The following is a 24,944-nucleotide window of genomic DNA, read 5'->3' on the forward strand; positions in this document are numbered from 1 at the left end:
TAATATGCATATCCTTTTTAAATTTTAAAAGGTACCGGCTTTATAACCGACACCTAACTTTTATACTAAATTTCTAATTTCTTCTATTTTTTTGCGATAATCTTTATATATTTTTTGTGCTTCTTCTATAGAAACTTGCTGGAATAAAACTTTTCCATCTGGAGCCATTTGTGACAACTTACAAATATCCGGTGTTATTACAGTTGCTATCTTAGTATATCCACCTGTTGTCTGACGGTCTGCCATCAACACAATAGGTCTGCCATCTGCAGGGACTTGAACAGAACCTTTAACTGTTCCATCAGATATTATATCTGCTCCCTTCTTAAATTCCAATGGGTTTCCATCCAATCTAATCCCCATTCTGTCGGCATTTTTAGTTATCGTATATCCGCCTGACATAAAGAATTTTTTGATACCTTCTTCTGTAAAATAATCATCTTGTGGCCCTAAAACAGTTCTTAAAACTGCAAATTGACTCATAACAGGTCTGTACTTTTTAGGAATAACTCTCTTCACAAAATCTCTTGCATTTAAAATTTCAAGTTCATCTTTCGGTTTTAAAGCTCTTCCTTTGTAGCCACCTATCTTGCTTTTTATCAAAGTTGATTTACTTCCATTTAATTCTTCAACGCCTATCTCTCCACTAAAAGCCAAGTAAGCTCTCATCCCGGATTTTAATTTTCCAAAACTTAGCGTGCTTCCCGCTTTTAATAAGTGAGTTTCATACATTGCAACCTCTACACCGTCTACTTTAGGTGTAACATCAGCACCTGTAACAGCAAAAGTTACGTCTTCATCAACTTTTAAAGTTGGTCCCAAATAAGTTATTTCAAATACAGCTTCACCGCTTTTATTGCCAACTAAAATATTTGACAACTCATAGCTATATTCATCCATTACTCCTGCTTGTCCTATGCCAAACTTTTGATATCCTATTCGCCCAAAATCTTGAACGGTAGTGAGTACACCTCCCATGATAAATTCTACTTTAGCCATTCAACTCACCTACCTCTACACGTCTAACATTGACTTTATAGTTTCCAGATTCTACTTCAGCTTTTATTTTATTGTACTCTTCTTCATCTATACTCACATATCTTATATAATCTCCAGCTTGTATAAACACTGGCGGTTCCGCTTCCGGATTGTATAATTTAAGTGGTGTTCTTCCTATCAACTGCCAACCACCCGGTGATTCAGATGGATACATCCCAGTTTGACTTCCTGCTATACCAACAGAACCAGCTTCAATTTTTAATCTTGGAGATTTCAATCTTGGTGTTGCAATTCGCTCGTCCATTCCACCCAAATAAGTGAACCCCGGTGCAAACCCAAGCATATAAACTAAGTAATCAGTCCCTGTATGAATTTTTACAACCTCTTCTTCTGATAGACCCGCATTCGATTTTACAAAATCCATATCAGGACCATACTCTCCACCGTATAGAGTTGGAATTTCTATAAGATTTACTTTTTCTTCTCCATCACTTGAAGAAACACTCTCATATTTCTTTAACTGCTCAACCAAATCACTATAACTCAACTTCTCAGGTTCATATACTATTGTTATAGATCTATATGTTGGAGTCATTTCAACTATTCCTTCTATATTGCCATCTATCGCCGCCATAGTACTTCTGATTTTGGCATTTATATCTTTGTTTATCTCATTTCCAAACTCCATAACTATGGCTCTGTCTCCAGCTATGAGATATTTAACTTCATTATACATAGTTCCTCCTTAGAAGAAAGTAGATAATTTAGTAACCATTGTTGTCACTCCCAAATAGAATGAAAGTGCTGTTACAACCCATCCTAAGTAGAAAAGAACCATCGGATGTTCATAATTCCCTACTATTGATTTCTTCTTACTTGCAATAAGCATAACTGCTAAAGTTATTGGTAAAATCAATCCGTTTAAAGCTCCTACCAATACAAGTAGTGTTTGTGGTTGGCCTATTAAAACATATGCAAGAGTTGAGATTACTATAAAACCAATTGTAAATAAATTAGCTTTTTCTTCAACTACTTTGAAAAGAGTTTTTAAGAAAGATACTGACGTGAAAGCACAACCTACGATTGAAGTAATCGCCGCCGCAGTAAATACCAAACCAAATATCTTATAACCAACTTCTCCACTTGCTATTTTAAAAGCTGACGCCGCTATATTTTCAGGGTCAAGTTGTCCTCCTGATGATATTACTCCAAGAATAGCTAAGAATAATAAAATTCTAACTATAAGAGCAACTCCTATTCCCATTGTTGCAGACTTAGTAACTTGTGGTAAATTTTCTTCACCAGTTATTCCTGCATCAATTAATCTGTGTCCGCCTGAGAATACTATGTATCCACCAACAGTTCCTCCAAGAAGAGTTAGTACTGCAGGAATAGTATTGTTTAATTCTGTAGGTGCAACTGCTCTAACAGCAGCTTCTCCAACCGGAGGCGCAGTAGTAATACATACGTAACCTATCAAAAGTATCATGCCGGCTCCTAACACTTGAGTTAGTTTATCCATTGCATTACCGGCTGACTTTGAAGTAAAAATTACTATTCCTAATAGGGCGGCAATTATTGCTCCAAGTTTTGTGTCTATACCAAATATTACGTTTAGCCCTAGTCCAGCTCCACCAACATTTCCTATGTTAAATGCAAATCCACCAAGAGCTACTAAAAATGCTATAAAGTATCCTAACCCAGGCAATACTTTGTTTGCTATATCTTGTCCTCTTAGTTTTGAAACTGCTATAACTCTCCAAACATTAAGTTGAGCAACATAACTCATTATTATTGAAGCAAATATTACAAAAGCAAAATCAGCATGTAAATCATTTGTGAATTTTGCTGTCTGTGTCATAAATCCAGGTCCTATTGCAGAAGTAGCCATTAGGAAAGCTGCCCCTAAAAGAACCGACCAATTTGTCTTTTTCTTTTCCATAAATTACCTCACTTTATAAATTCATCTACGGGCTTTATTTCAATTCCCGCTTCAATTAAACCCACTCTTATCTGTTGAACAAATTCCATTGCTTGTGGATTGTCTCCATGAACGCATATAGAGTCAGCTTTTATGTCTATATCCGTTCCGTCAACGGCTGTAACTTTACCTTCTTTAATCATTCTTATTACTCTTGGCAATGCATCCTTTATATCTTTTACAAATGCCCCCTGTTGAGAACGATTGACTAATGTTCCGTCTGGATTGTATCCTCTATCAGCAAATACTTCTTCGCTTACTCTAAGTCCTCTCTTCTTTGCCTCTTTTGCTATGTAACTTCCACTTAAAACCATTAAAATTATGTCTTTATCTAAAACTTCTATACCGTCTATTATTCCAGCCGCCAATTCAGGATCAACACAAGCTTTGTTATAGAATCCGCCGTGCAATTTCATATGTTGTAACTTTGTTCCATTAGCTTTGGCAAATGCCATTAAAGCCCCTGTTTGATACAACATATAATTTTTAGCCTCTTCTCTAGTTATAGTCATAGCTCTTCTTCCAAATCCCAAAAGGTCCGGATAGCCAGGGTGTGCTCCAACTTTTACTCCATTTTCAATTGCAAGCTTTACAGTTTTGTCCATAATCATAGGGTCTCCTGCATGCCAGCCACAAGCCAAGTTTATGCTACTAACATACTTTATGATTTCATCATCCATCCCCAACTTATAACTGCCATAACCTTCTCCTATGTCACTGTTCAAGTCAACATAAAATTCCATAATTTGATTCTCCTCTACTGTAAAATTAAGAACGAATCACTTTAGAATACGTTTTCACGTTTATTTCACTCGCTCTTAAACTAATTTTATTACCTTTATATCTTTATTGCAATACTATGTGTAAAAAATATTTTTAGTCTTTACTTGTTAAACCATTTTGAATCACTTTATTTTTTTGAATATGTTTTAATTTGCTATCATGCTATAATGATTTTAATAACAAAAAATTATTTAAGGAGCTATTTTTATTAAAAATATAAAATACGTGCTACGCAATATCTTTGTATTCACTTTAGTTTCAGCTTATTTTTAATAAACGTGGTATTATTTACTCACACCTATCCCATTCCGAAAAATTATCCTTGCTTAATAATAGAGTTTTAGTTTTTTCAATTCTTGTAGTGATACTTTGTTTAATAATACAAAAATTTTTTAAAAAGCATGACTAAGTATATATTAAAGCCTCACTCATATCATTAATATCAAATTTAATTTTATTTACATAACAAAAATGGACTGTTTTTAAACAGTCCGTTTTTGTTATTTATAAAATTCTTTAAACACATTTATAAAGTGAGCAACATCTGAAGCTCCTGTAAGCTCTCTTGCTGAGTGCATACCTAGCGTGCTCATGCCTATGTCTACAGATTTAATAGCTATTTGTGATTGTGAAATAGGCCCTATTGTAGAACCTCCCTTTACATCACTTCTGTTGTGATAAGTTTGGAATGGAACCTTGGCTTTAGTACACATATCTATAAATTTTCCAGCGCTGTATGCATCTGAAGTATATGATCTACTAGCTGCATATTTGATAACCGGACCTCCCCCTAGTATCGGTTGATTAGTAGGGTCTGCTTTTTCAGTAAAATTAGGATGTACTGCATGAGCTGCATCTGCTGATATCAAGAAAGAATTTTCTAAAGCTCTTAGATATTCTTCTCTATTTGCTCCAAGTGCTATTGCAACTCTCTCAAGAATCCTGCCGAGCACTGGCGAATCAGCTCCAGCATAAGATGTTGAACCAACTTCTTCATTGTCCGTTGCCAAGAACACATTGATCCCTGATGCATTCGACTCTAAAAGAGCTATTAAGCTTGTATAAGCCATAAATAAGTTATCCTGTCTTCCTTGAGAAATAAATTCTTCTTTAAGACCTACTAATTCTCCCTTAGCTGTATCATAGATGTATAAATCGTAATCTAAAATATCTTTAGAATCTATTCCCTTTATCTTTGCCATCTCATTTAATAGCAAGTCTTCTTTCATCTCTTCACTATCCAATGCCATTAGAGGTAATGTGTGTTTTTGAGCATTAAATTCAAACCCTTTGTTAACTTCTCTGTTCATATGAATTGCCAAAGATGGAATTGTAAAAATCGGCTTTTTAAAATCTATTAGTTCAGTTACAATTTTTCCTTCTTTAAAAAAACTAATTCTTCCGGCTGCTGATAAAAGTCTATCCATCCAAGTATATAAAATTGGTCCTCCATAAACTTCTGTATTCAATATGATATTTCCGGCACTTTTCATCACAGGATTTCTCTTTATTCTAAAGGTCGGAGAATCGGTGTGAGAACCTATAATTTTAAAACCATCTTCTAATTTTTTATCGCCTATGTTAATTGCAAGAAGAGCTGTATCATCTATTTTCACATAGAATTTTTTACCATTTAATTTAAACTCTTCCTCCAACTTCAATTCCGTATAATCATTTTCAACTAACAAGTTCTCCATATTTTTAACTGCGAAATGTGCAGTCATGGACTTGTCTATAAAATTCACAAGGCCTTCTACTCTACTATTCACCTAGTGCCTCCTTTAATCTATTATATCTTGGCAGTATATCCTCTTTCTCCACACCATTTATCTCTCTAATAGAAAGGGCATAATCTATTGCCTCTCTAAGTTCAGAATTACCTACTGTATCTAATTTCTTTTGCGCTTTCTTAGTTAGTTTGCCCAATTGATTAAACAATTGAACAACTTCGTGTTCATCTTTTATATGCTCTAATAAATAAGAAAATTTCCAATCTTTTGAAGTTTCAGTTATCACTGCTTTATACGGAACAACCACTTCCTTTTCTTTAAGTGCCATTAGATAAGATTGTAGAATATTCCTATCTAAATCTCCGAATAATAACATCTCTACTTTCGGAATATCAATATAATCTACATCTTCTCTCTCATAACCTTCAAGATTAAATAATACAGCTACCTTTTGCTCCAAATCTTCTTGTCTAACTTCATTTGTCTCAATTCCAAATTTTTCAGCCACAGTTATTACTTTTTCAAGACGCTCTGCGTCAAATCCATAATATAGAAGTTGTTTTTTCATATTTTCCCCTTCCTTAGTCTATGTATAGTATAATACACTAAGGTGATTTAAAATGGAAATACATGAAAAGAATAATTTAAAATTGGGATACCTTTTGACAATACTTGGAGCTGTAGCTTGGGGTTTTTCAGGAATATGTGGCGAATACTTAATGCAAAGCAGCCATATGAACACCGGACTCATAGTAAACATACGACTTATAATTGCAGGACTTTTACTAACTATACTATCTATAGTAAAGTATAAAAAAGAATCCCTATTAATTTTTAAAAATAAAAAAGACTTACTTAATTTAATAATATTTGGTGTTTTTGGAATACTCTTTTGTCAATATTCCTACCTGTCCGCTATAAAATATACCAATGCTCCAACTGGAACTGTACTTCAATTTTTAAGCAGCGGAATAATCGTTGTCTATGTTTGCTTAGTTGAAAAGAGATTTCCTAAAATCATAGAAATTTTAGCAATATTCCTATCCTTGCTTGGAGTTTTTGGACTTGCAACTCACTTCAGTTTAAGTGAATTAGTAATAAGTCCTTTAGGCCTGTTTTGGGGAACAATGGCAGCAATCAGCGTAGTTGTTTATACACTCATACCAATTAGCTTAATGCTCAAATATCCGAAACTTTCAGTCATAGGCTTTGGAATGCTCGTCGGTGGAATTGTATTTACCATTTACCTACAACCTTGGAAATTTGTAGTACCAACTGACTCTGTATCTCTATGGGCTCTCTTTGGAATGGTATTTATCGGAACCGTCTTTTCTTTCTCTTCGTTTTTAATTGGAGTTAGTATTGTAGGGCCGGTTATCGGAGGTCTTATAGCCGGTCTTGAAGCTGTTGCCTCACTTATTTTTTCAATAATCCTATTAGGACAGACATTCACAATTCAAGATTTAGTGAGCATTGCTCTTGTAATGTCTTCCATAGTAATTTTAAGTTTTAAAAAAGATTAAACCTTGCTAACACATTGAATTTACAAACTTGTGAGTTCAATGTATTATATTCTCATGGAGGTGTAAGTATGAAAAAATCAATTTTTTATATTTTTTTATTATTAATTTTACTTAATTTAAGTGCTTATAAGAATACTTACCCAGAAGAAGATAATCAAATATCATTAGATTCTTTCTATGACATATCGTAAAAAACCATTTCTAATAACCCTTATTATTCAGCATTTTTCAAATATGAAAATAGAACTTACAAATTAGACTACTTCTCAGATTTAGACACAATTAAATCTTATATAAATAGTTTCTTTGAACAAATATAAATTAAAAGCTAACGGATTCATTTACTAAATCCATTAGCTTTTTTTAGTTATTGTAAATATTTTAAAGCATATCTTACAAAATATTCTATTCCAAGTTTCATTGCTCCCTCGTCTATTTCAAAATACTCATTGTGTTGAGGGAAATATCCCTTATCTCCTGCTCCGCCTAACAATAAAAAGCAACCCGGTATATTCAAAAGATATTTTGCAAAATCTTCTCCGCCCATCAGTTTAGGATAGTTTTCGATATAATTTTCTCCAAACACTTCCCTTGCTATTTCAATTCCAAATTCAGTAGCTTTTTCTTCGTTGACTGTAGCGGGTGTTCCATCGTGATAGTCCAAAGTGATTTCTGCTCTTGTAGTAAGAGCAACTCCGGCTAATATTCTCTCTATCTGTTCTTTATATTTTGCTCTTAACTCGTTGTTAAATGACCTTGTAGTCCCTTCCAAATGTGCCATTTCAGGGATTACATTCTTAGAATTTCCAGAGTTAAATGCCGTCACACTTATAACTTGTGGCTCCAATGGGTCGTTTTCTCTGCTGACTATAGTTTGAAGTGCATTTACTACCATAGAACCCGCCACTATTGGATCTACTGCCAAATTAGGTGTTGCTCCATGTCCGCTTATACCTTTTATGTAGATGTCAAAAGTGTCTGCCGACGCCATAATCGGCCCAACGTTTAGCGATGCCTGTCCAGACTTGATACCGGCCCATATATGAAGTCCTATTATGTTATCGAGTGTCTCAATTTCTTTTTCTTTAGAAAGATATTTCGCTCCGGAGTCTTGTATAAATTCTTCAGCCGGTTGAAAAACAAAAACTATTTCTCCATTAAACTTATCTCTCATTTCATTTAATACTTTTGCCGTTCCAAGCAATACAGCTGCGTGTACATCATGTCCGCAAGCATGCATCACTCCGCTGTTTTTAGATGCAAATGGCAAATTAGTCTCTTCTTTTATCGGAAGAGCATCTATGTCCGCTCTTATACCAAGTCTTTTTCCGGTACTTTTCCCGCAAATCTTGGCTATAACTCCCGTGTCTTTTACAACTCTGTACTCTATACCCATGCTTTGAAGTTCATTTTGAATCTTCTTAGCTGTGTTGAATTCATTCCAAGACAGTTCGGGATTTTCATGGAAATATCTTCTGAGTTGTATTGTATAATCTTCGACACTTAGTATTTTATCTTTTATATCCATAGTTTTCTCCCTCGTAAATTAGAATGGTCCGTAGTTGATTTTTACAGCTATAATTAAAGATATAATCGCAACTACAAATAAGATTGCGAGTAATTTCCAAACGAATTTATACCATCTGTTAAGTGGAATTTTTGCAATTGTTAAGAACATTAGCAATGTACCACTTGTAAACCACAAACTGTTTGTCAAACCATCACCAAATTGAAATGCTAAAATCATAGTTTGTCTTGTCATTCCTATCAAGTCTGCCAAAGGAATTAGTATAGGCATAAGCGCTGTGGCCTTTGCAGAACCTGATGTGATAAGACCGTTGAATAGTGAGATTATAAACATAACGGCTATTGGTGTGCTAACTGCACCCATCTTACTCAACGGTTTAGAAAGTGCATTTATTATAGGGTCGATTACTCCACCGGAGTTCAACATCCATTGAATACCTCTTGCAAGTCCTATTACAAGCGCCGGTCCAAGACCGTCCTTAGCTCCCGCAATAAATCCGGAGATGACTTCGTTTATATTCATTCCGTTTATTATTCCACCCATTACTCCCGCAAAGAAGAATGCTGCGCCTAAATCGTTCATGCTCCATCCTTTTGATGAAACACCAACTATAGATGCTATAAAAGTTCCCAAGAATACTAAAAGAGATAACTTTTGTCTTCCATTCATCTTGGCACTCAATTCATCTGAAAAGTTAATTCTAAAACTTGAATCGTCTATTCCCTTCATATATGAATTGTTAGGGTCTCTCTTCACGCTTCTTGCATATCTAAGTACATAAATTTGCATAATTATGTTAAATATAACCAACAGTATAAATCTAAATGCAAATCCTGAAAACATTGGCAACTGAGCTACTTCGTGTGAAATTCCTACAGTGTACACACTTGATGGAGATACGGAGAAACTTATCATATCCACCATGGCTGAACAAGCTATCCCAGTCATTACATCATATCCCATTGCCAAACAGAGCGAGATAATTATAGGTATGAACGGAACTATCTGTTCATTCCAACCTAAAAATCCTCCCAAACACCCGAACATAACCATTATTAAAGACAATATTTTTTCGCTGCCAAATCTATCTGCCTTGGATAGAAGTGCAGATACCAATTTATTTATTGCATCTGAACGCTTGTATATCTCTATACATCCAGCCACCATCATAACCACAAACATCATAGATGCTGACGATGTCAAACCTTCCGGCACAGCTTGAAAAATAGCTTGAGGTCCTAAATAAGTTTTTTCTGTAGCATGGAAACTATTTGCTATTACAGTTGTAACTCCATTGACTTCTTCTCTTTGGAATTCTCCAGACGGAACTACCAATGTTAAAAAATAACAAAAAACAATTACTAAAAATATAATTACAAATGCATCAAATTTTATTTTTTTCCTATCTTTATTCATTTTATCCTCCTTATCTTATTAATTGTTTTTTAATCTACCTACTCATAAAAATATTTTCGCTTCACCTCCCCTATAAATTTTTTGTCTTTAAAAGTGGTTTGAAATCAAAATATTAAATTAAAATTTCAATCTCGATTTCATCCTTTATTTCATTATAACTCTAAAGAAATTATATTTCTATAGAACTTTAATTTCGCTCATTAATCCTAATTTAATATTAAAATAGAGCTGATCTCATAAAAGTCAGCTCACAAGCTTTAAAATTTTATTTATTTTTATATGCACCAAAATTTATATCTTCCATTTCATCTGCCATTCTAACGCTATCTGAAATGCAAGCTGCCATCAAGTGAGGTTTTATAGTGTGAACTCTTACAACTTCAACACCCTTAAATGCAGCTATAGATGTTAAAATAGCAGAACTTTGATCTCTGTTTATGCTTCCTTCTTCAGTTTCAAAATTAGTTTCAAATCCATTTTCATCTAAGATATTCATTATGAATCTTTTTCTCGATACTCCAAGGAATGTAAAATATCCCATTTCTCTTATAATATCTACTTTGTTTATCAACTCTAAATTTTCTTTTTTTGTAAGTCCAAATCCTATACCCGGGTCAAGCATAATTCTCTCTTTAGATATTCCATATTTTTCAGCCAGTTCCAAACTCTTTTTAAAATATTTTTCCATAACTTCCACAATGTTCATATCTTCATATGATTTTAACTCTGCTTCTGAAAATACTCCGTCTCCTCCAAATTTAGGAAATACCTTTGAGCTTGGATGACTCGGCCTTGCTATAACAGGATTAAACATGACTATTGCTCCAACATTTGACTCGCCAATTACTTTGCCCATATTTAAATCTCCCAAAAATCCGGTTATATCGTTTATTATGTCTGCTCCTGCTTCAATTGCTGCCTTAGCCACTTCGCTCTTCCATGTATCTACTGAAATCGGTACATCAACTGAATCTTTAATCGCCTTGATAGCTGGCACAACTCTCTTTATTTCCTCTTCAATTTCCACATAAGTGCTTCCCGGTCTTGTAGATTCTCCCCCAACATCTAGCATAGTTGCTCCTTCAGCAACTAATTCCTTGGCTCTCCTCACAGCATTTTCTATATCGTAATACTTGCCACCATCTGAGAATGAGTCCGGTGTGGTATTTATTATTCCACATAAAATTGTCTTTTCCCCACTTACAATTTTCTTGTCTCTATACTTAAAATCCATTGTACTTTAAACTTCCTTTCGTTCTAAAACTTAAAGTTATAATTATTGTGAATAATATAATTCATAAAAAATTTTGTCAACAATTTTATTTTATACCTATTAAGTCTATAGAATATCCACAAATTTAAAATAAAAAACTCCAAATCTATAAAGACTTGGAGTCATAATTTTAATCAATTTGTATATTTTTTACTTTTTGTAGTTCAGCTTTTTTAGGAATTTGTATATTTAACACTCCCTTATCTAAGCTTGCCTTAATATTTTCTTCATCTACATCTTTAAAATACATTCTTCTTGAAACTTTTGACATCTTTCTTTCACGATGAATATAATTTTTAGATTCATTACTTTCATCAACCGACTCTGATTTTTCAGCTTTTAAAGTCAATTTTCCTTCATCAAATTCAATGCTTATATCTTCCTTTTCAAATCCCGGAAGCTCAGCTTCTACAGTGTACTCATTGTCATTTTCACTTATGTCTACCTTAAAAGATTCCACATTACTTCTCTTTGATGGAAACTCTTCATTAAAGAATGAATCCATCATGTTGTAAAAATCTTCAAAACCCCTATTTTGTAATCCAAATCCATTTCTTCTAACTAAGTTTGTCATTTTAACATCTCCATCGATTTAATATTTAGCACTCTCTTATCTCAAGTGCTAAATTAATTATAAAATAAAAGTCAAAGAAAGTCAAATATATTTTTTACCTTCTTCGACCTTTATTTTTATTTTTTGATTTTTTCATACTTTTTTTCAATTTAATTAGTGTGCTTACTAAATCAAATGCAATGGTTAGAATTAATAGATAGTACACTACGCTGAGTTGTGTTTCATAAAAATACATTTTTAATATTGTACTTAGTAGAATCAAAGCTCCTGCATCAGTTATCACGCTTAGTGTAGTGATAAATTTACCATAATATACTTCTGATATTCTACTTATATCTCTTAAAACCAACATGAAAAATATTATTTGTAGTGCTTTTGTAAGTGCTTCTTCTGAACTCAAACTAGCATAGATTATACTCAAGAATATAAATAAACTAAATACAAACATAAATAGATATTCACCATTATTTTGAGTGTATCTTTCTTTTGAATAATATAGTTCATCTATGGAGAAATCTTTTACAAGAGAGCTCATCATTCTAATGTTCTTCACTCTTTCAGATATGAAACTGCTAAGCACTCCCGTTATAAAAACTGTCAGCAATAAATTCTTAGCTGAGTTTATAATTTCAGCCTTATTTTGAAATCCGCCAATAAATTTATAAATTATTGTAGCTAATATGATTTCTAAAGACATTATCTTCAAATATTTGAAAAATATCTCATAGTTTTTCCCTGAAATTAGCATATTTTGTTTGACTTCATACTTAGTTGAAAAATTATAAGGACTTCCAAGCGTCAATAGAAAATCTTCTAATTCTTCGTATGTATAATCCTCTCCCAATTTACTCTCTATTATTTCGTTTAAATCATTGGTCGCCGTTATAGAGTTTTCATAGCTCAAGTACTTTACCATTTGATTTATATATCTATCCAATAACTCCGATTTTTCTCTCATACTTCCTCCTAAATCGGATTATAACATAAAAAGGAGCCTTTCGGCTCCTATCTAATCTAATACATAAACTTTTACATTTCTTCTGCCAAACTTATTTGCTTGAGCATTTGTACTGTAAAATAAATCTATTCTATTTCCTTTAATTGCCCCACCTGTATCTTCTGCTACAGCATATCCATAAGTTGGGAATCCATCCATTGACTCTATATATAATTTTGAGCCAAGTGGTATAACTCTTGGGTCTACAGCTACCGCACCAACTCTTGCTCTTGTTCCCATAGCTGTCTTTGAACCGGCTGTTGGATCATATGCTGTAGCTTGCATAACTATAACTTTCTTTACATTTCTTCCTTGTAAGGAAGCAGATTGATCTTCTTTAGGTTTATCTTTAGTACCTTTTTCAACAATGGCATTAACAGGTTCTTGAGATACAACAGAATTTATTATATCTATTGAAACCATTTGACCATTTACAAAAGTATGTTGTACTGTGTCAGTTTTCTTACCAACTACACCTTGTTGAATAACTTTTTCTTCTCCTTTAAACATTTCAGAATTTTCTCTTACTTCTGTTTCAAAAGGTATATCTGTTTGCACATCAAAAGTTTCTCTATTAACTCTCTCTATAATTATTAGAGTTTCAGGCTTAACCGGTGTATTCATAGCTGGTGTAACAACGTCATCTGCATCTACGCTTATCTTTAAATTCTTAAGTATTTCTCCGACATTATCCCCTATGGCCTTTACTGATTTTGATTCTGCACCATCTTGAAGCTTATAGTTCTTTGGTGCTTTTATTATTATGTCCATATTATCAACAAGCTTTGTATCTAAACTTGGTTCAACAACTTCTTTGTCTTTTAATTCTATACCTTCATTTTCTAAAAAGCTTCCTACTGTCGATGTATATGTCACTACTTTACTTTCTTTTCCATCTATAATAAGACTTACTTCCTTGCTCATTATAGTGTTAAAACCTAATGTGAATGTTGAAGAAAGAATTATTGCTCCCATTACAAAAGTTAGGGCTTTCTTCTTCCACTCTCCATGATTTAAACTCATAACTCCTCCTACTCTAAAACGGTTACTGATTTGTAAATTTTGTAATCATTTTGTAACTACTTTCTGACTTTGTTAGTATATAGGAGTTTTATAAATTTGTCAATAATTTGTAACCTTTTAAATTTTTTTGAATATCTGTCCCAAAAATTTATTTTAATTCTCAAATTTTCTGATATTATTTGTAACTATTTCCCAAAAAACACAATAATTATTCTTACAAATTAATTTTTAATTAAATCTCACTCACACCTCTTTTTTAACATTTGTATAAATGTGTAGGTAAGTTTAGCTGTGAATCCCCAAATTATTTTGTCTTTATATCTATAAAAATGAATTTTGTCAGTTCCTCTTTTAAATTTATAATTCTTTCCATTTGGAATTAAGTCGTACGGAAAATCTTCTGAACTCTTAACTTTTAAATCAACTTCGTATATATCGGGTTCATTCTCTAAAAAATAACTAAGTGGAACACAGAATATTGAATCCACTTCATCACCACTTGGGCTTATTTTAGTTGCATCTAAATTCAATTTCCCAATTGTAGAATAAATTATGGCATTATATGGATTTACTAAATAGTCTCCCTCTGATATCACTTCAACCCTATCTTTTGTGATGCATAATTCTTCAGAGGTCTCTCTTATAGCCGCTTCAACTGGATTTTCTCCGTCTTCTATCTTACCACCCGGAAAGCTTATCTCCCCAGGCTGATTTCTCAGTTCTTTACTTCTAACCTCATATAATAAATGTATTTCATTTTCAACTTCTATTAGTGGAATTAAGACACTATAACTATTTTTCACTTCTATCGGTTTTGGTTCATAGCCTTTAAATACTTCTGATATATCTTCTAATTTCATCTTAACACCTTATTCATTAAAATCTTGATGTTGAATGCACTCAATAACTCTTCCGGTAATTTTTCAAAATCGCCTCTCGCTTTTAAAATAGCGCTTAGCTGTTCAATATCGTATATCTTTAAGTACTCTATGTTGTGCTTATTGGCAAAGTATTCAAACAATCCCGTCAAAACTTCTGAATATTTATAGTTGCTTTCAAGTTTCAAATTGGCAGCTATAGATGGTATGAATTCTTCATAGAATTTTCTATACTCTGACTCAAATTGAAGATTTGAATATTCCTTGACCTTTTCAAAATATAGTTCTCTTAAAAGCTTGTCAGCTTCAACTTCATCAAATGGTTTCACATAGTATTTTTTGCCCAAAAGTCCCTTGAATTTCTTATACGTATCAAAATACCCTATTCTCATAAGTTCATCTGATTTATTTGGATTGAAGTCCATAGTTTCAACATATTTTTCACTCGGAGCAATCACTATTGCATCGCTTGGCATTATCATATTTCTAAAATCATTTGGATTTGCCCTTATAATAACTGGTCTCATTCCCAATCGTTCAACCATATTATATGGAATTTGATTTGCAAAACCACCGTCTAGATATGCCTTGCCATTTATTAACTCTCTCTTAAAAATCGGTAAGTAACAAGATGCTATTATATAATCCCTGAGCTGTCCCTTTGGAATATCTTCAACAAACTTCTCTTCAACAACTCTATCAGTTAAATTTATAGTCACAAGACCAAATTTTAAATCAGAATTTCTTACTTTATCTTCATCTATGTATTTGTAAACAAAATTTCTAAGTGGCTCAATTGAAATTCTCTTGCTGTTTAAATTATCAATTAACTTTTTAAAACTATGAAACATATTGTTTGTTTGCTTTTCTGAAACTATCTGAGCAATCTCTTTATTATCATAATAATCTGAAAGCCCCGTATTTCTCCAAGCTTCCATAGCCACGTTAGCTTCTCCCATAGCTATCATAGCTCCATTTATCGCTCCGATTGAAGTTCCAACTACTGCATCAAACTTATATCCAAGTTCCTTTAACGCAAAATAGGAACCTATTTGATAGGCTCCTTTTGCTCCTCCACCTTCTAAAACTAATCCAAGCATAATTCTTCGTTCCCCTCAATTAGTTAAGTTCGCTTGTACAATGAGGACATCTTGTTGCATCAATAGCAACTTCACTCTTGCAATAAGGGCAAGTTTTTGTTGTTGGTGCAGCTTCTTCCTCTTCTTTTTCAAATCTCTTTTTAACTCTATTAATCTGTCTAATCATAATAAAAATTACAAGTGCAATTATTAAAAAGTTTAAAACATTGCCAATAAACGCCCCTAGTCCCATAACTGGAGCTCCTGCTTCTTTAGCTGCAGCAAGAGTAGCATGCTTTGAACCGTCAAGAGTTATGAACATATCGTCAAAATTAATACCACCTGTTATATATGCGATTACAGGCATGATTACATCATCTACTAATGAAGTTACAATTTTACCAAATGCTCCACCTATTATAACCGCAACAGCAAGATCCATTACGTTTCCTCTGGCAATAAATTCCTTAAATTCCTTTACAAAACTCATTTGTCTCTCCTCTCTAACTTTTTCAACTCTACATTGTTATCCTTTATAAGTTTTAGAGCATAGTCATCCACTCTATATGCATCTCTGTAGTATATGGCAGTTATTCCGGCTTGGATTAGAGCTTTTGTACAATTTAAACACGGAAAGTGAGTGACATATGCAGTACAACCTTTTACACTTATACCCTCTTTTGCACAATATAAAAGAGCGTTCATCTCAGCATGTATTGTTGCAATGCAATGTCCATCTCTCATAGTATGTCCTATCTCATCACATTGTGGATTACCGGCTAACGAGCCATTGTATCCTGTAGAAACAATTCTGTGCTCACTATTTACTATTACACAACCCACAAATGCTCTGTCACAAGTTGATCTAGTAGCTACCATTTCTGTTATTTCTAAAAAATATTCATCCCAACTTTTTCTCATTTCGCACCCTTTGCAAGCTTATCTGCAAGTTCGTTAAACTCCACCCCAGTATGTGCTTGCACCTTTATAAATTCTACTGTTATCTTGTCCTTTACACTCGAATAAAAATCTCTGTACTCCTGAGTTGATTTCTTGTTTGCCTTCCAACTTCCAAGAGCCCAACACTCTATGCCCATGTAGTCGTAGTGAAGATATATTTTTTTATATCCAAGCTCTAAAGCTCTTTCAATTGCAACTTTAGAACCCATTATCTCTCCGGCAACATTTCTCATTGAAGCATCTTCTACTCCGAAAAATCTCTTGCTGTCAGTTTCTATTACATTCACTCCGTCAGTCAGTACAATTCCATAAGAGTAGCTTTTTTCATTCTTGTCATAAGAACCGTCAACATAAGCTATTATCTCTCCATCAGATATAGAACTCACTATTTCTGATTTACTATCTATCTTTTTTTCTACATTAGTTTCTCCACCTATAAAGGCCTCTGCTTCGGAAAGTGTTGGAAATTTTTTATATATTGCTCCGCCAAACCCAATCACTTGTCTTTTGCACTCATCCCAAGTGGTGAATACTCCCGTCTGTCTTCCTTTTTTTACTGCGTAATAATTCATAATACTCCTAAATTTTATTTGTCTTATTTTATTATATTAACCTTTATTATACAACACTTAAGGTTTATGATATACTTAAAACAAATAAAAGGGGGATAAAATGAATCAAAATCAACTCGAACAAATGAAATCTAAAGACGGATTTATCGCCGCTCTTGACCAAAGTGGTGGATCTACTCCAAAGGCACTTAGACTATATGGAATTGAAGAAAGTAGCTACAATAGCGAAGAAGAAATGTTTGAACTTGTTCATGAAATGAGAACAAGGATTATAAAAAGTCCTGCTTTTAACGGCGAAAAAATCCTTGCTACAATACTTTTTAAGAGAACAATGAACTCTAAAATTGATGGAGTTTACACTGCAGACTATCTATGGAACGAACTTGGAATAGTTCCTATTTTAAAAATTGACGAAGGTCTAGCTGAAGAAAAAGACGGCGTTCAACTTATGAAAGAAATGAAGAGTCTTGATGAACTTCTTGAAAATGCAAAAGAACGTGCTATCTTCGGTACAAAGATGAGATCAGTTATAAAAGAACTTAACCTTGAAGGAATAAAAGCTGTAGTTGCTCAACAATTTGAATATGCTAAAAAAATCATGGCAGCTGGATTCGTTCCTATCATTGAACCGGAAGTGGATATTCACTCTGAAAAGAAAGCAGAAATAGAACAAGCTCTTCACGATGAACTAAAAGCTCAACTTGAAGTTTTAGATTCTGATGCAAGACTTATGTTCAAACTTACTCTTCCAGAAAAGAACGACCTTTATGAAGACCTATACGACTTCGAACAAGTTGTTAGAATAGTTGTACTTTCAGGCGGTTATTCAAGAGAAGAATCTAATGCAAGATTAAAAGCTAATCATAGATTGATAGCTTCTTTCTCAAGAGCACTTTCTGAAGGATTAAGAGCTGACCAAACAGATGAAGAATTCGACACTATGCTTCAAGCATCAATCGATTCAATCTTCGATGCATCTGTAAATAAAAACTAACTAAAAAAGAGAGGTTACCCTCTCTTTTAATTTATTGTGGATTTTTTAGCCTCTGTAACATCATCATAAGCATTTCTTACATCTACAAACTCTTTAAACTCTAAGTAAGTCCTAAATAATGTGGACCTTTTTTCAAACTCATCTCTCGATTCAGGTAATGGTAAATTTCTATATCTGTTGTAGAGCTCTTCTAATCTATTAATTATAGTGTCTGTTAGTTCAGCCTCACTATTCTTTTCATTTTGTAAAATCATCAATTCTGCAAGGCCTGTTCCCTGTGTAAACTCTTGAGGCATATACTTTAAGTTTTCAAACATACGTCTTAAAATTCTAACTTGCTCAACACGCATAGTCCAATAACTCATTAAGTCCGCACTTTCTTCATAAAACATATTTTCTCTCTCATTTCTCAGCAATGTCTCTGCCAACTTGAGGTCATTGTCTAAAATATTAAACACAACTTCACCTTTCATCAAAGGGATATCTTGTGTAATATAATTCGCATAGTGAACTAAAATAGACCTTATTTTTCCATCTATCTTATCCAAAACTTCTTGCAGTTCTTTTGATACAGATGGAAAATATAAATTGGCCACAATTGCAAATCCTGAACCAATGATCATGAGTGCAATCTCATTTAATATCAAACCCAATTCCACACCATTTGATAACAACAAGTGAGTTACAAGAACACTTGATGGTCCAAGTCCTATATCAATTTTTAACAACAATGAAATTGGCACAAATAAAATTAAATACAATACATACGCCCAAAGATTATAACCCAAGAACATAAAACACATACTTCCTATTCCCAAGGCGAGTATTGCCGATGCCATTCTATTTATAACGCCTTTATAAGTTGCCTCTCTAGTGTCCATAACACTTAATATTGCTATTATTGCCGCAGCTGAAGAAGATTTAAGCCCCAATAATTCTGCTATAAACAAAGATATTCCCGCCGCCAAAGCTATCTTTATAGTTTTTAATCCTATTATATTCATAAACTCACCCAGACTTTATTTACCCTTTGAGATTGAGTTTACACAAATTTTAATCCAACATCCCATACTCCTTTATAAAGAGTTCATTTGCAATTTCAAGTTTTTTATAAAATTCATCATATTTTTTACTCAAAACTCTCATATTTGGAATAAATACATCATAAAATCCATTTTCCTGATTAAAAGATTTAAAACTTTCCATTAACTCATAGCCAATTGAACTTTTATATTCATCAGACTTTCTATATTCTAAATAAGCTTCTATCTGTTCTCTATTATCCAAAAAATTCTCAGGCTCTTCAATACTTTTAATAGTCTCATTTTCCGCTCTCTGAAGAATTTCCATATTTGGCGTATTTTCTAAAAACTTATTTAATTTATCAGAAACTGTAAAGTTTGGCATATTATCTAAAAACTCCATGACTTTTTCATAAGCTCTTTTCTGTTCTTCCGTTACAACTTTTATCTCAAGAAACTTTGAAAAATGTAAATATAAATATCTTCCGTAGTGCCCCGGAAATTTTTCGATCAACATTTCTGAAATATAACTATTTTTCTCTAAAATGTTTAATAGTTCTTCAATCTCCTCAAATCTAGAACCATTTGATAGTTTGTGAAGTAGTTCAGCTCGAATAGATTGGTTTTTTAATTCCAAATCCTTCTTTATTGAAATTTCATCTAACTTTTTCTTTCCGTGCTTTAAAATCTCTCTTATTTCTTCAACTTGTAAATTCAATTTTCTATACACATAGATATCTCTTAGAATTTTTACATCTTCTTGTGAATAATCTCTATATCCGTTTTCTAATACTTTGGGGCTCACAAGTTCTTTCTCAGTATAATACACAATTGCCTTTTTAGTAAGTCCAGTAATTTTTGCAACTTCATTTATTAACATACTATCACCTCTATCTAAATGATAATCTCACCTCTAATGTATCAGTCAACTAAATATTTTCTTTGTTATCTTGTATATTTTAAATTATAATAATCTTGAGGTGTTTATGAAAAATCTTAAATTAAAATATATTTTAACTCAATCAATTTTTTGGATGTTGATGGCTTGTCTGACTTCATACATCAATGTTATCTTGACCGGTCGTGGAATAAGTGTTTCAAATATCGGAATAATAGCAGCACTCGGTAGTGTGATTGCTGCTTTCTTTGGTCCATTTATATCTCAACTATGTGAAAATTCAAAGAGCAAAACTGAACGTGAATACATGCTGATTGTAATTTTAATTTCAATTATAGCTCTAGTACTTTCACTATTGTTTCGCAGCCCAATTATCACAGTACTTATTTTAATTTTAATTCCCAATGTGTTGGTTCTATCTCTTCAACCATTGCTAAACAGTCTTGGAATGAATTATATGCAACTTGATAAAAATATAGACTTTTCAAAAGCTAGGGGGATAGGAGCTTTTTCGTACGCAATATGTTCTCTAATCCTTGGTAAAATGAGTGTTGGGAACTCTGATATGCCCATAATATTTTCAATCGTACTATTTGCATTGTTGTTCTTCATAATGCTATCCCAACCACACTTAGAAAATGTAAATTCATTACATACTTCAAGCGGAGCAGTCGAATCAGATATTCCCTTCTCTAAAAGAGAGGCTACAGCAGCTATCATTGGGGTTATTCTATTATTTGTATTCTATCAAATAAACCATTCATTTATGCTTCAAATAATGGAAAACTTGGGAGGAGATTCATCTCACATGGGTCTTGCCTTTTCAATAGCGGCATTTTCCGAAACAATAGCAATGTTTGCTCTACCAAAAGTATTGGGGAAATATAATCTAATAAAATTATTCAAATTTTCAGCAGTTATGTTCATCGCAAAAGGTATCTTGACTTATTTTGCCCCAACCGTTGGAACACTTCTTGCTGTTCAAGTTTCTCAAGTTGTAGGATTTGGAATTTTCACTCCTGTTTCAGTTTACCTATTCAGTAGAAAATTCCCACCATCTATGAGAATTAGAGCACAAGGATATCTTACAAGCTCCATCACGCTCGGCGGTGTATTTGGATTGTTAATCGGCGGAATATTAGTTGAAAATTTAGGAATAGGAAATACAATTTTAATTTCCATGCTCTTTGCCCTAGTAGGCACTGTATCTATTTTTACAATCAAAAATATAAATCAAAAAAGGTAGCGTGTAAAAATATTTTTACACGCTACCTTTTTTAATTTTGATGGTTACTTTATTTGATTATATTTTTTTCTCTCTTATAAACTCATTTCAAGCAATTTTCAATAAAAAAGAGTAATAAAAATAAAGCTCCTAAAATAAAATTTTTACATAAATATAGTCCCACCAATACCTATTGGTAAGTTGAAAGCATAGAATACTGCCATCAACGCTGTCCAGAATACTAAGAATGCTAATGAGTATGGAAGCATCATTGAAATCAAAGTTCCAAGTCCTGAATCTTCGTCATACTTTTGCATAAATACTACTATCATTGCAAAATAAGTCATAAGCGGTGAAATAATGTTTGTTGAAGAATCACCTATTCTGTAAGCAACTTGTGTAAGCGCAGGGGAGAATCCCATTTCAAGCAACATTGGTACAAAGATTGGTGCCATGATAGCCCATTTTGCTGATGCTGAACCCATAAACAAGTTTATGAATGCTGATAATAAGATAAATAATATTATCAGTGGTAATCCAGATAGACCTGCTGACTTAAGGAATGCTGCGCCATTGTATGATATGATAAGTCCTAAATTTGTCTTACCAAAATAAGCTATAAATTGTGCTGCGAAGAAAGAAAGTACAAGATATCCTCCCATTGATTTCATAGCTGATGTCATAGCCGCTACTAAATCATGAGTAGATTTTATCTTTCCTATAGTCTTTCCATATACAAGACCAGGGATTAAAAATAAAAGCATCATCGCTGGAATTAATCCATAATGTAAGAATTCATTTAAATCCATTTGTCCTGTTTTTTCGTTAAGTGATTGGAAAAGTGCTCCTTGTGGGAACATCAATACTCCCATTATGATTACATATCCAATAAGAGCAATCATTGCATTTCTTATACCTTTCACTTCAATATCTGTAACATTGTCAGCTGCTTCAGCTTCATTTATTGCTCCAACATATTTTCCTAAATTTGGCTCAACAATTTTATCAGTAACTATTGTTCCAACTACTGTTAAGAATATTGCTGATACTGCTAAGAAATACATATTTGATGTTACCGGTATTGTTGTGTCAATTTGAGCAGCTTTTAAAGCTTCATTTGTGATGTTAGTCAATAGTGGGTCAGTCGTACCTAAAATTAAGTTTGCTGAAAATCCACCACTTACTCCTGCAAATGCCGCTGCAAGTCCTGCTAATGGATGACGCCCTGCAAGACCAAAGATTAGTGCACCTATTGGAACTACTACTACATATCCTGCGTCTGAAGCTACATTTGACATAATACCTGCAAATACTACTATTGGAGTAAGTATTTTGGGATTTGCATTTAAAAGTGCTTTTCTTAAACCTGTGTTAAATAGACCTGTCCATTCACAAACTCCAACCCCTAACATTGCAACAAGTACTGTTCCAAGTGGAGCAAAATCTGTAAAGTTTTTAGTGGCTGAATTGAAGATATATCTTATACCCTCTGCATTTAATAGTGATACGGCACTCTTGGTAACCTCTTCCCCAGCCTTAGCATCGTAATATGTTACCGGTGCTCCATACTTTGCAACAAAATGCGAAGCAATTACTACAACCACCGAAAGAATAAAAAATATTATTGCAGGGTGCGGTAGTCTATTACCTATTACTTCAACACCTTTTAGAAATCCTTTGACTTCTTTTTTGTTGTTTGTAGATTTCATACTCTGCCTCCTCTTTTATTTATAATAAAATTATACAGGATATTGTTAACTCTTCATAGCATTTAAGTTAAATTTTATTTATAATATTTCAAATCTTCCTAAATAAGCTTTGATTGTAAGCTTTAATTTTTAAGAACATTTTTTATATCCACTTTATTCTCTGAAAGCAAAATTTCCTTGCACTTATTCCAATAATCAAATTTTCTGATATAATAAATTTGGAGGTGTTATATGACAGATTATAGTGCATTTGAAGTCATGGGCCCCATTATGGTCGGTCCGTCAAGTTCACACACTGCCGGAGCGTGTAAAATTGCAAACGTTGCCGTCGATATTGTGAGCGAAGGTTTTAATAAAGTTGAATTTCAACTTCACGGTTCTTTTGCACATACTTATAAAGGACATGGAACTGACCGCGCCTTAGTTGGTGGAATTCTTGGCTTTGAGCCGGATGACGACAGAATTAAAACATCTTTTGAAATTGCTGAAGAATCCGGATTAAATTATATATTTACTACTATAAATCTTGGTGAAAATTATCATCCAAATTCTGTAAAAATAATTTTTTCATATCCTGATAGAGATGAAGAATATGTAATAGGCTCTTCTATTGGTGGTGGAGCTATGAAAATTGTAAACATAAATGGAATTGCCATCGAGTTTAAAGGTGATTATTCAACTATATTACTTGAATACCCTGAGCAACGTGGTGTAATATCTTACGTCTCTTCACTGCTTACAGGAAATGATTACAATATTGAATCTTTAAATACTAAGAAGAATAAATTGACTAATGTTGTAACTTTAACTGTAGAAATTGATAAGCCACTTACAGATAGTTTAAAATCTGCAATACTCGGTGTCGAAAGATTTATAACAGCTAAATATGTGGAGGTATAGATGCTAAACACAGCTCGTGAAATAATAGATGTGTGCAATGAGAGAGGCATTAAAATCTACGACTTAGTTCTTGAGGAAGAGATTAAAAATTCTCATACCACTGAAGAAGAAATAAGAAAAAAACTTGACGAGGTAATTGATGTAATGTACTCCTCAGCAACTAAAAATTTAACTAATTCAGATGTAACTGAATACAAAATGATTGACGGATTTGCAAAGACTACTTATGAATATGCAACTTCCGGAAAATCTATAGTTGGCGACTTCCTTGCAAAAGCTATGGCAATGGCTTTTTCCACAAGTGAAGTAAATGCTTCAATGGGAAAAATCGTAGCTGCTCCAACTGCAGGCTCTTCCGGAATCATGCCGGCAATGTTGGTCGCCGCTTCTGAAAAATATAATTTTGATAGAACCACTATTCAAAACGGCTTCCTTACCTCAATAGGTATAGGTCAATTGATAGCAAAGTATGCAACTTTTGCCGGAGCCGAAGGTGGTTGTCAAGCTGAATGTGGTTCCGCTTCTGCAATGGCAGCTTCTGCCATTGTTGAAATGCTTGGTGGAACTGTTGAACAAGCTCTTCACGCTGCAAGTATCACAATCATTAATGTGCTTGGACTTGTATGCGATCCTATAGCCGGTTTAGTTCAATATCCTTGCACTTTCAGAAATGCGTCCGGAGTAATCAATGCATTTATCTCTGCAGACTTAGCTCTTGCAGGTATTGAAAGTTTAGTGCCATTTGATGAAGTGGTAATAGCAATGGGTGAAGTTGGAAATTCCATGATTGAAGCCTTAAGAGAGACAGGACTTGGCGGGCTTGCCGGAAGTAAAACCGGTCAAAAAATTAGAAGAGATTTCTTGAAAGAAGGAGATTAAT

At 33.3% G+C, this 24,944-nt stretch carries 25 protein-coding genes; 5 read left to right on the top strand and 20 right to left on the bottom strand.

From position 1 onward, the window contains the following. Window positions 1-60: 60 nt before the first annotated feature. The 6 genes from DYE58_RS03370 to DYE58_RS03395 all read right to left on the bottom strand — a co-directional run bounded on the left by DYE58_RS03370 (window position 61) and on the right by DYE58_RS03395 (window position 6,061). Window positions 61-999 (bottom strand): 5-oxoprolinase subunit C family protein, encoded by a 939-nt coding sequence (locus tag DYE58_RS03370; protein ID WP_004819449.1) that lies wholly within the window; start codon window positions 997-999, stop codon window positions 61-63. After that, a complete protein-coding gene (pxpB, locus tag DYE58_RS03375) occupies window positions 992-1,735 on the bottom strand; it encodes a 5-oxoprolinase subunit PxpB (protein WP_004819451.1) in 744 nt (247 codons plus the stop codon). The genes DYE58_RS03370 and pxpB overlap by 8 nt, the downstream gene beginning before the upstream one ends. A 9-nt stretch (window positions 1,736-1,744) precedes the next feature. Then, entirely contained in the window at window positions 1,745-2,941 is a 1,197-nt protein-coding gene (locus DYE58_RS03380) for an NRAMP family divalent metal transporter (RefSeq protein ID WP_004819453.1), read from the bottom strand. 8 nt (window positions 2,942-2,949) lie between these two features. After that, window positions 2,950-3,723, bottom strand: coding sequence for a LamB/YcsF family protein (locus tag DYE58_RS03385; protein WP_004819454.1), 774 nt, complete (start codon window positions 3,721-3,723; stop codon window positions 2,950-2,952). 540 nt (window positions 3,724-4,263) lie between these two features. After that, entirely contained in the window at window positions 4,264-5,532 is a 1,269-nt protein-coding gene (locus tag DYE58_RS03390; protein ID WP_115312013.1) for a M18 family aminopeptidase, read from the bottom strand. Then, window positions 5,525-6,061 (bottom strand): DUF3783 domain-containing protein, encoded by a 537-nt coding sequence (locus tag DYE58_RS03395; protein ID WP_004819461.1) that lies wholly within the window; start codon window positions 6,059-6,061, stop codon window positions 5,525-5,527. Before DYE58_RS03395 ends, DYE58_RS03390 begins: the two co-directional genes overlap by 8 nt. Before the next feature lie 52 nt (window positions 6,062-6,113). Between DYE58_RS03395 and DYE58_RS03400 the strand changes: the two genes are divergently transcribed. Further along, window positions 6,114-7,016 carry a DMT family transporter gene (locus tag DYE58_RS03400; RefSeq protein WP_115312014.1) on the top strand — a complete coding sequence of 301 codons (903 nt, stop codon included), beginning with the start codon at window positions 6,114-6,116 and terminating at the stop codon, window positions 7,014-7,016. Window positions 7,017-7,383: 367 nt separating this feature from the next. Here DYE58_RS03400 and DYE58_RS03405 read toward each other — a convergent pair whose 3' ends face one another. The 11 genes from DYE58_RS03405 to DYE58_RS03455 all read right to left on the bottom strand — a co-directional run bounded on the left by DYE58_RS03405 (window position 7,384) and on the right by DYE58_RS03455 (window position 17,316). Further along, entirely contained in the window at window positions 7,384-8,544 is a 1,161-nt protein-coding gene (locus DYE58_RS03405) for a M20 metallopeptidase family protein (RefSeq protein WP_004819469.1), read from the bottom strand. A gap of 18 nt (window positions 8,545-8,562) precedes the next feature. Beyond that, window positions 8,563-9,960, bottom strand: coding sequence for a YfcC family protein (locus DYE58_RS03410; protein WP_004819471.1), 1,398 nt, complete (start codon window positions 9,958-9,960; stop codon window positions 8,563-8,565). A 265-nt stretch (window positions 9,961-10,225) separates the two neighbouring features. Further along, window positions 10,226-11,194, bottom strand: a complete 969-nt coding sequence (folP, locus tag DYE58_RS03415) for a dihydropteroate synthase (RefSeq protein WP_004819474.1) — start codon at window positions 11,192-11,194, stop codon at window positions 10,226-10,228. Window positions 11,195-11,363: 169 nt separating this feature from the next. Further along, on the bottom strand, window positions 11,364-11,807 hold the full coding sequence (locus DYE58_RS03420) for an Hsp20/alpha crystallin family protein (protein ID WP_004819477.1): 444 nt from the start codon (window positions 11,805-11,807) through the stop codon (window positions 11,364-11,366). Between the two features lie 94 nt (window positions 11,808-11,901). Beyond that, window positions 11,902-12,765, bottom strand: coding sequence for a hypothetical protein (locus DYE58_RS03425; RefSeq protein WP_004819480.1), 864 nt, complete (start codon window positions 12,763-12,765; stop codon window positions 11,902-11,904). Between the two features lie 51 nt (window positions 12,766-12,816). After that, entirely contained in the window at window positions 12,817-13,827 is a 1,011-nt protein-coding gene (locus DYE58_RS03430) for a resuscitation-promoting factor (protein ID WP_004819482.1), read from the bottom strand. Between the two features lie 239 nt (window positions 13,828-14,066). Next, on the bottom strand, window positions 14,067-14,687 hold the full coding sequence (locus tag DYE58_RS03435; RefSeq protein WP_004819483.1) for an NUDIX hydrolase: 621 nt from the start codon (window positions 14,685-14,687) through the stop codon (window positions 14,067-14,069). Then, window positions 14,684-15,805: a patatin-like phospholipase family protein gene (locus DYE58_RS03440; RefSeq protein WP_004819485.1), complete on the bottom strand. Its 1,122-nt coding sequence runs from the start codon at window positions 15,803-15,805 to the stop codon at window positions 14,684-14,686. The genes DYE58_RS03435 and DYE58_RS03440 overlap by 4 nt, the downstream gene beginning before the upstream one ends. 19 nt (window positions 15,806-15,824) lie before the next feature. Next, window positions 15,825-16,274 (bottom strand): large conductance mechanosensitive channel protein MscL, encoded by a 450-nt coding sequence (gene mscL / locus DYE58_RS03445; protein WP_115312015.1) that lies wholly within the window; start codon window positions 16,272-16,274, stop codon window positions 15,825-15,827. Beyond that, the gene (locus DYE58_RS03450; protein ID WP_004819492.1) at window positions 16,271-16,705 is read right to left on the bottom strand and encodes a deoxycytidylate deaminase; all 435 of its coding nucleotides are present in this window, start codon (window positions 16,703-16,705) and stop codon (window positions 16,271-16,273) included. The genes mscL and DYE58_RS03450 overlap by 4 nt, the downstream gene beginning before the upstream one ends. Further along, window positions 16,702-17,316 carry a ribonuclease H1 domain-containing protein gene (locus DYE58_RS03455; RefSeq protein WP_004819494.1) on the bottom strand — a complete coding sequence of 205 codons (615 nt, stop codon included), beginning with the start codon at window positions 17,314-17,316 and terminating at the stop codon, window positions 16,702-16,704. The genes DYE58_RS03450 and DYE58_RS03455 overlap by 4 nt, the downstream gene beginning before the upstream one ends. A gap of 100 nt (window positions 17,317-17,416) precedes the next feature. On the opposite strand from DYE58_RS03455, the gene DYE58_RS03460 reads away from it, so the two are divergent. Continuing rightward, window positions 17,417-18,310 (top strand): fructose bisphosphate aldolase, encoded by an 894-nt coding sequence (locus DYE58_RS03460; protein WP_004819497.1) that lies wholly within the window; start codon window positions 17,417-17,419, stop codon window positions 18,308-18,310. Window positions 18,311-18,336: 26 nt separating this feature from the next. Here DYE58_RS03460 and DYE58_RS03465 read toward each other — a convergent pair whose 3' ends face one another. After that, entirely contained in the window at window positions 18,337-19,314 is a 978-nt protein-coding gene (locus DYE58_RS03465) for an aromatic acid exporter family protein (protein ID WP_004819498.1), read from the bottom strand. A gap of 49 nt (window positions 19,315-19,363) precedes the next feature. After that, window positions 19,364-20,212, bottom strand: coding sequence for a MerR family transcriptional regulator (locus DYE58_RS03470; RefSeq protein ID WP_004819501.1), 849 nt, complete (start codon window positions 20,210-20,212; stop codon window positions 19,364-19,366). Between the two features lie 106 nt (window positions 20,213-20,318). Here DYE58_RS03470 and DYE58_RS03475 point away from each other — a divergent pair, with 106 nt between their 5' ends. Further along, the gene (locus DYE58_RS03475) at window positions 20,319-21,476 is read left to right on the top strand and encodes an MFS transporter (RefSeq protein ID WP_004819503.1); all 1,158 of its coding nucleotides are present in this window, start codon (window positions 20,319-20,321) and stop codon (window positions 21,474-21,476) included. Between the two features lie 143 nt (window positions 21,477-21,619). On the opposite strand, the gene DYE58_RS03480 is transcribed toward DYE58_RS03475, so the two are convergent. Further along, window positions 21,620-23,164: an AbgT family transporter gene (locus DYE58_RS03480; RefSeq protein WP_004819506.1), complete on the bottom strand. Its 1,545-nt coding sequence runs from the start codon at window positions 23,162-23,164 to the stop codon at window positions 21,620-21,622. Window positions 23,165-23,395: 231 nt separating this feature from the next. Between DYE58_RS03480 and sdaAB the strand changes: the two genes are divergently transcribed. Together sdaAB and sdaAA are read left to right on the top strand one after the other, a co-directional pair. Further along, window positions 23,396-24,064, top strand: coding sequence for an L-serine ammonia-lyase, iron-sulfur-dependent subunit beta (gene sdaAB, locus DYE58_RS03485; protein ID WP_004819507.1), 669 nt, complete (start codon window positions 23,396-23,398; stop codon window positions 24,062-24,064). Next, entirely contained in the window at window positions 24,065-24,943 is an 879-nt protein-coding gene (gene sdaAA / locus DYE58_RS03490) for an L-serine ammonia-lyase, iron-sulfur-dependent, subunit alpha (protein ID WP_004819509.1), read from the top strand. The last annotated feature ends 1 nt before the right edge of the window (window position 24,944 follow it).

It is taken from the genome of Peptoniphilus indolicus (assembly GCF_900454665.1).
Classification (GTDB): Bacteria; Bacillota; Clostridia; order Tissierellales; family Peptoniphilaceae; genus Peptoniphilus; species Peptoniphilus indolicus.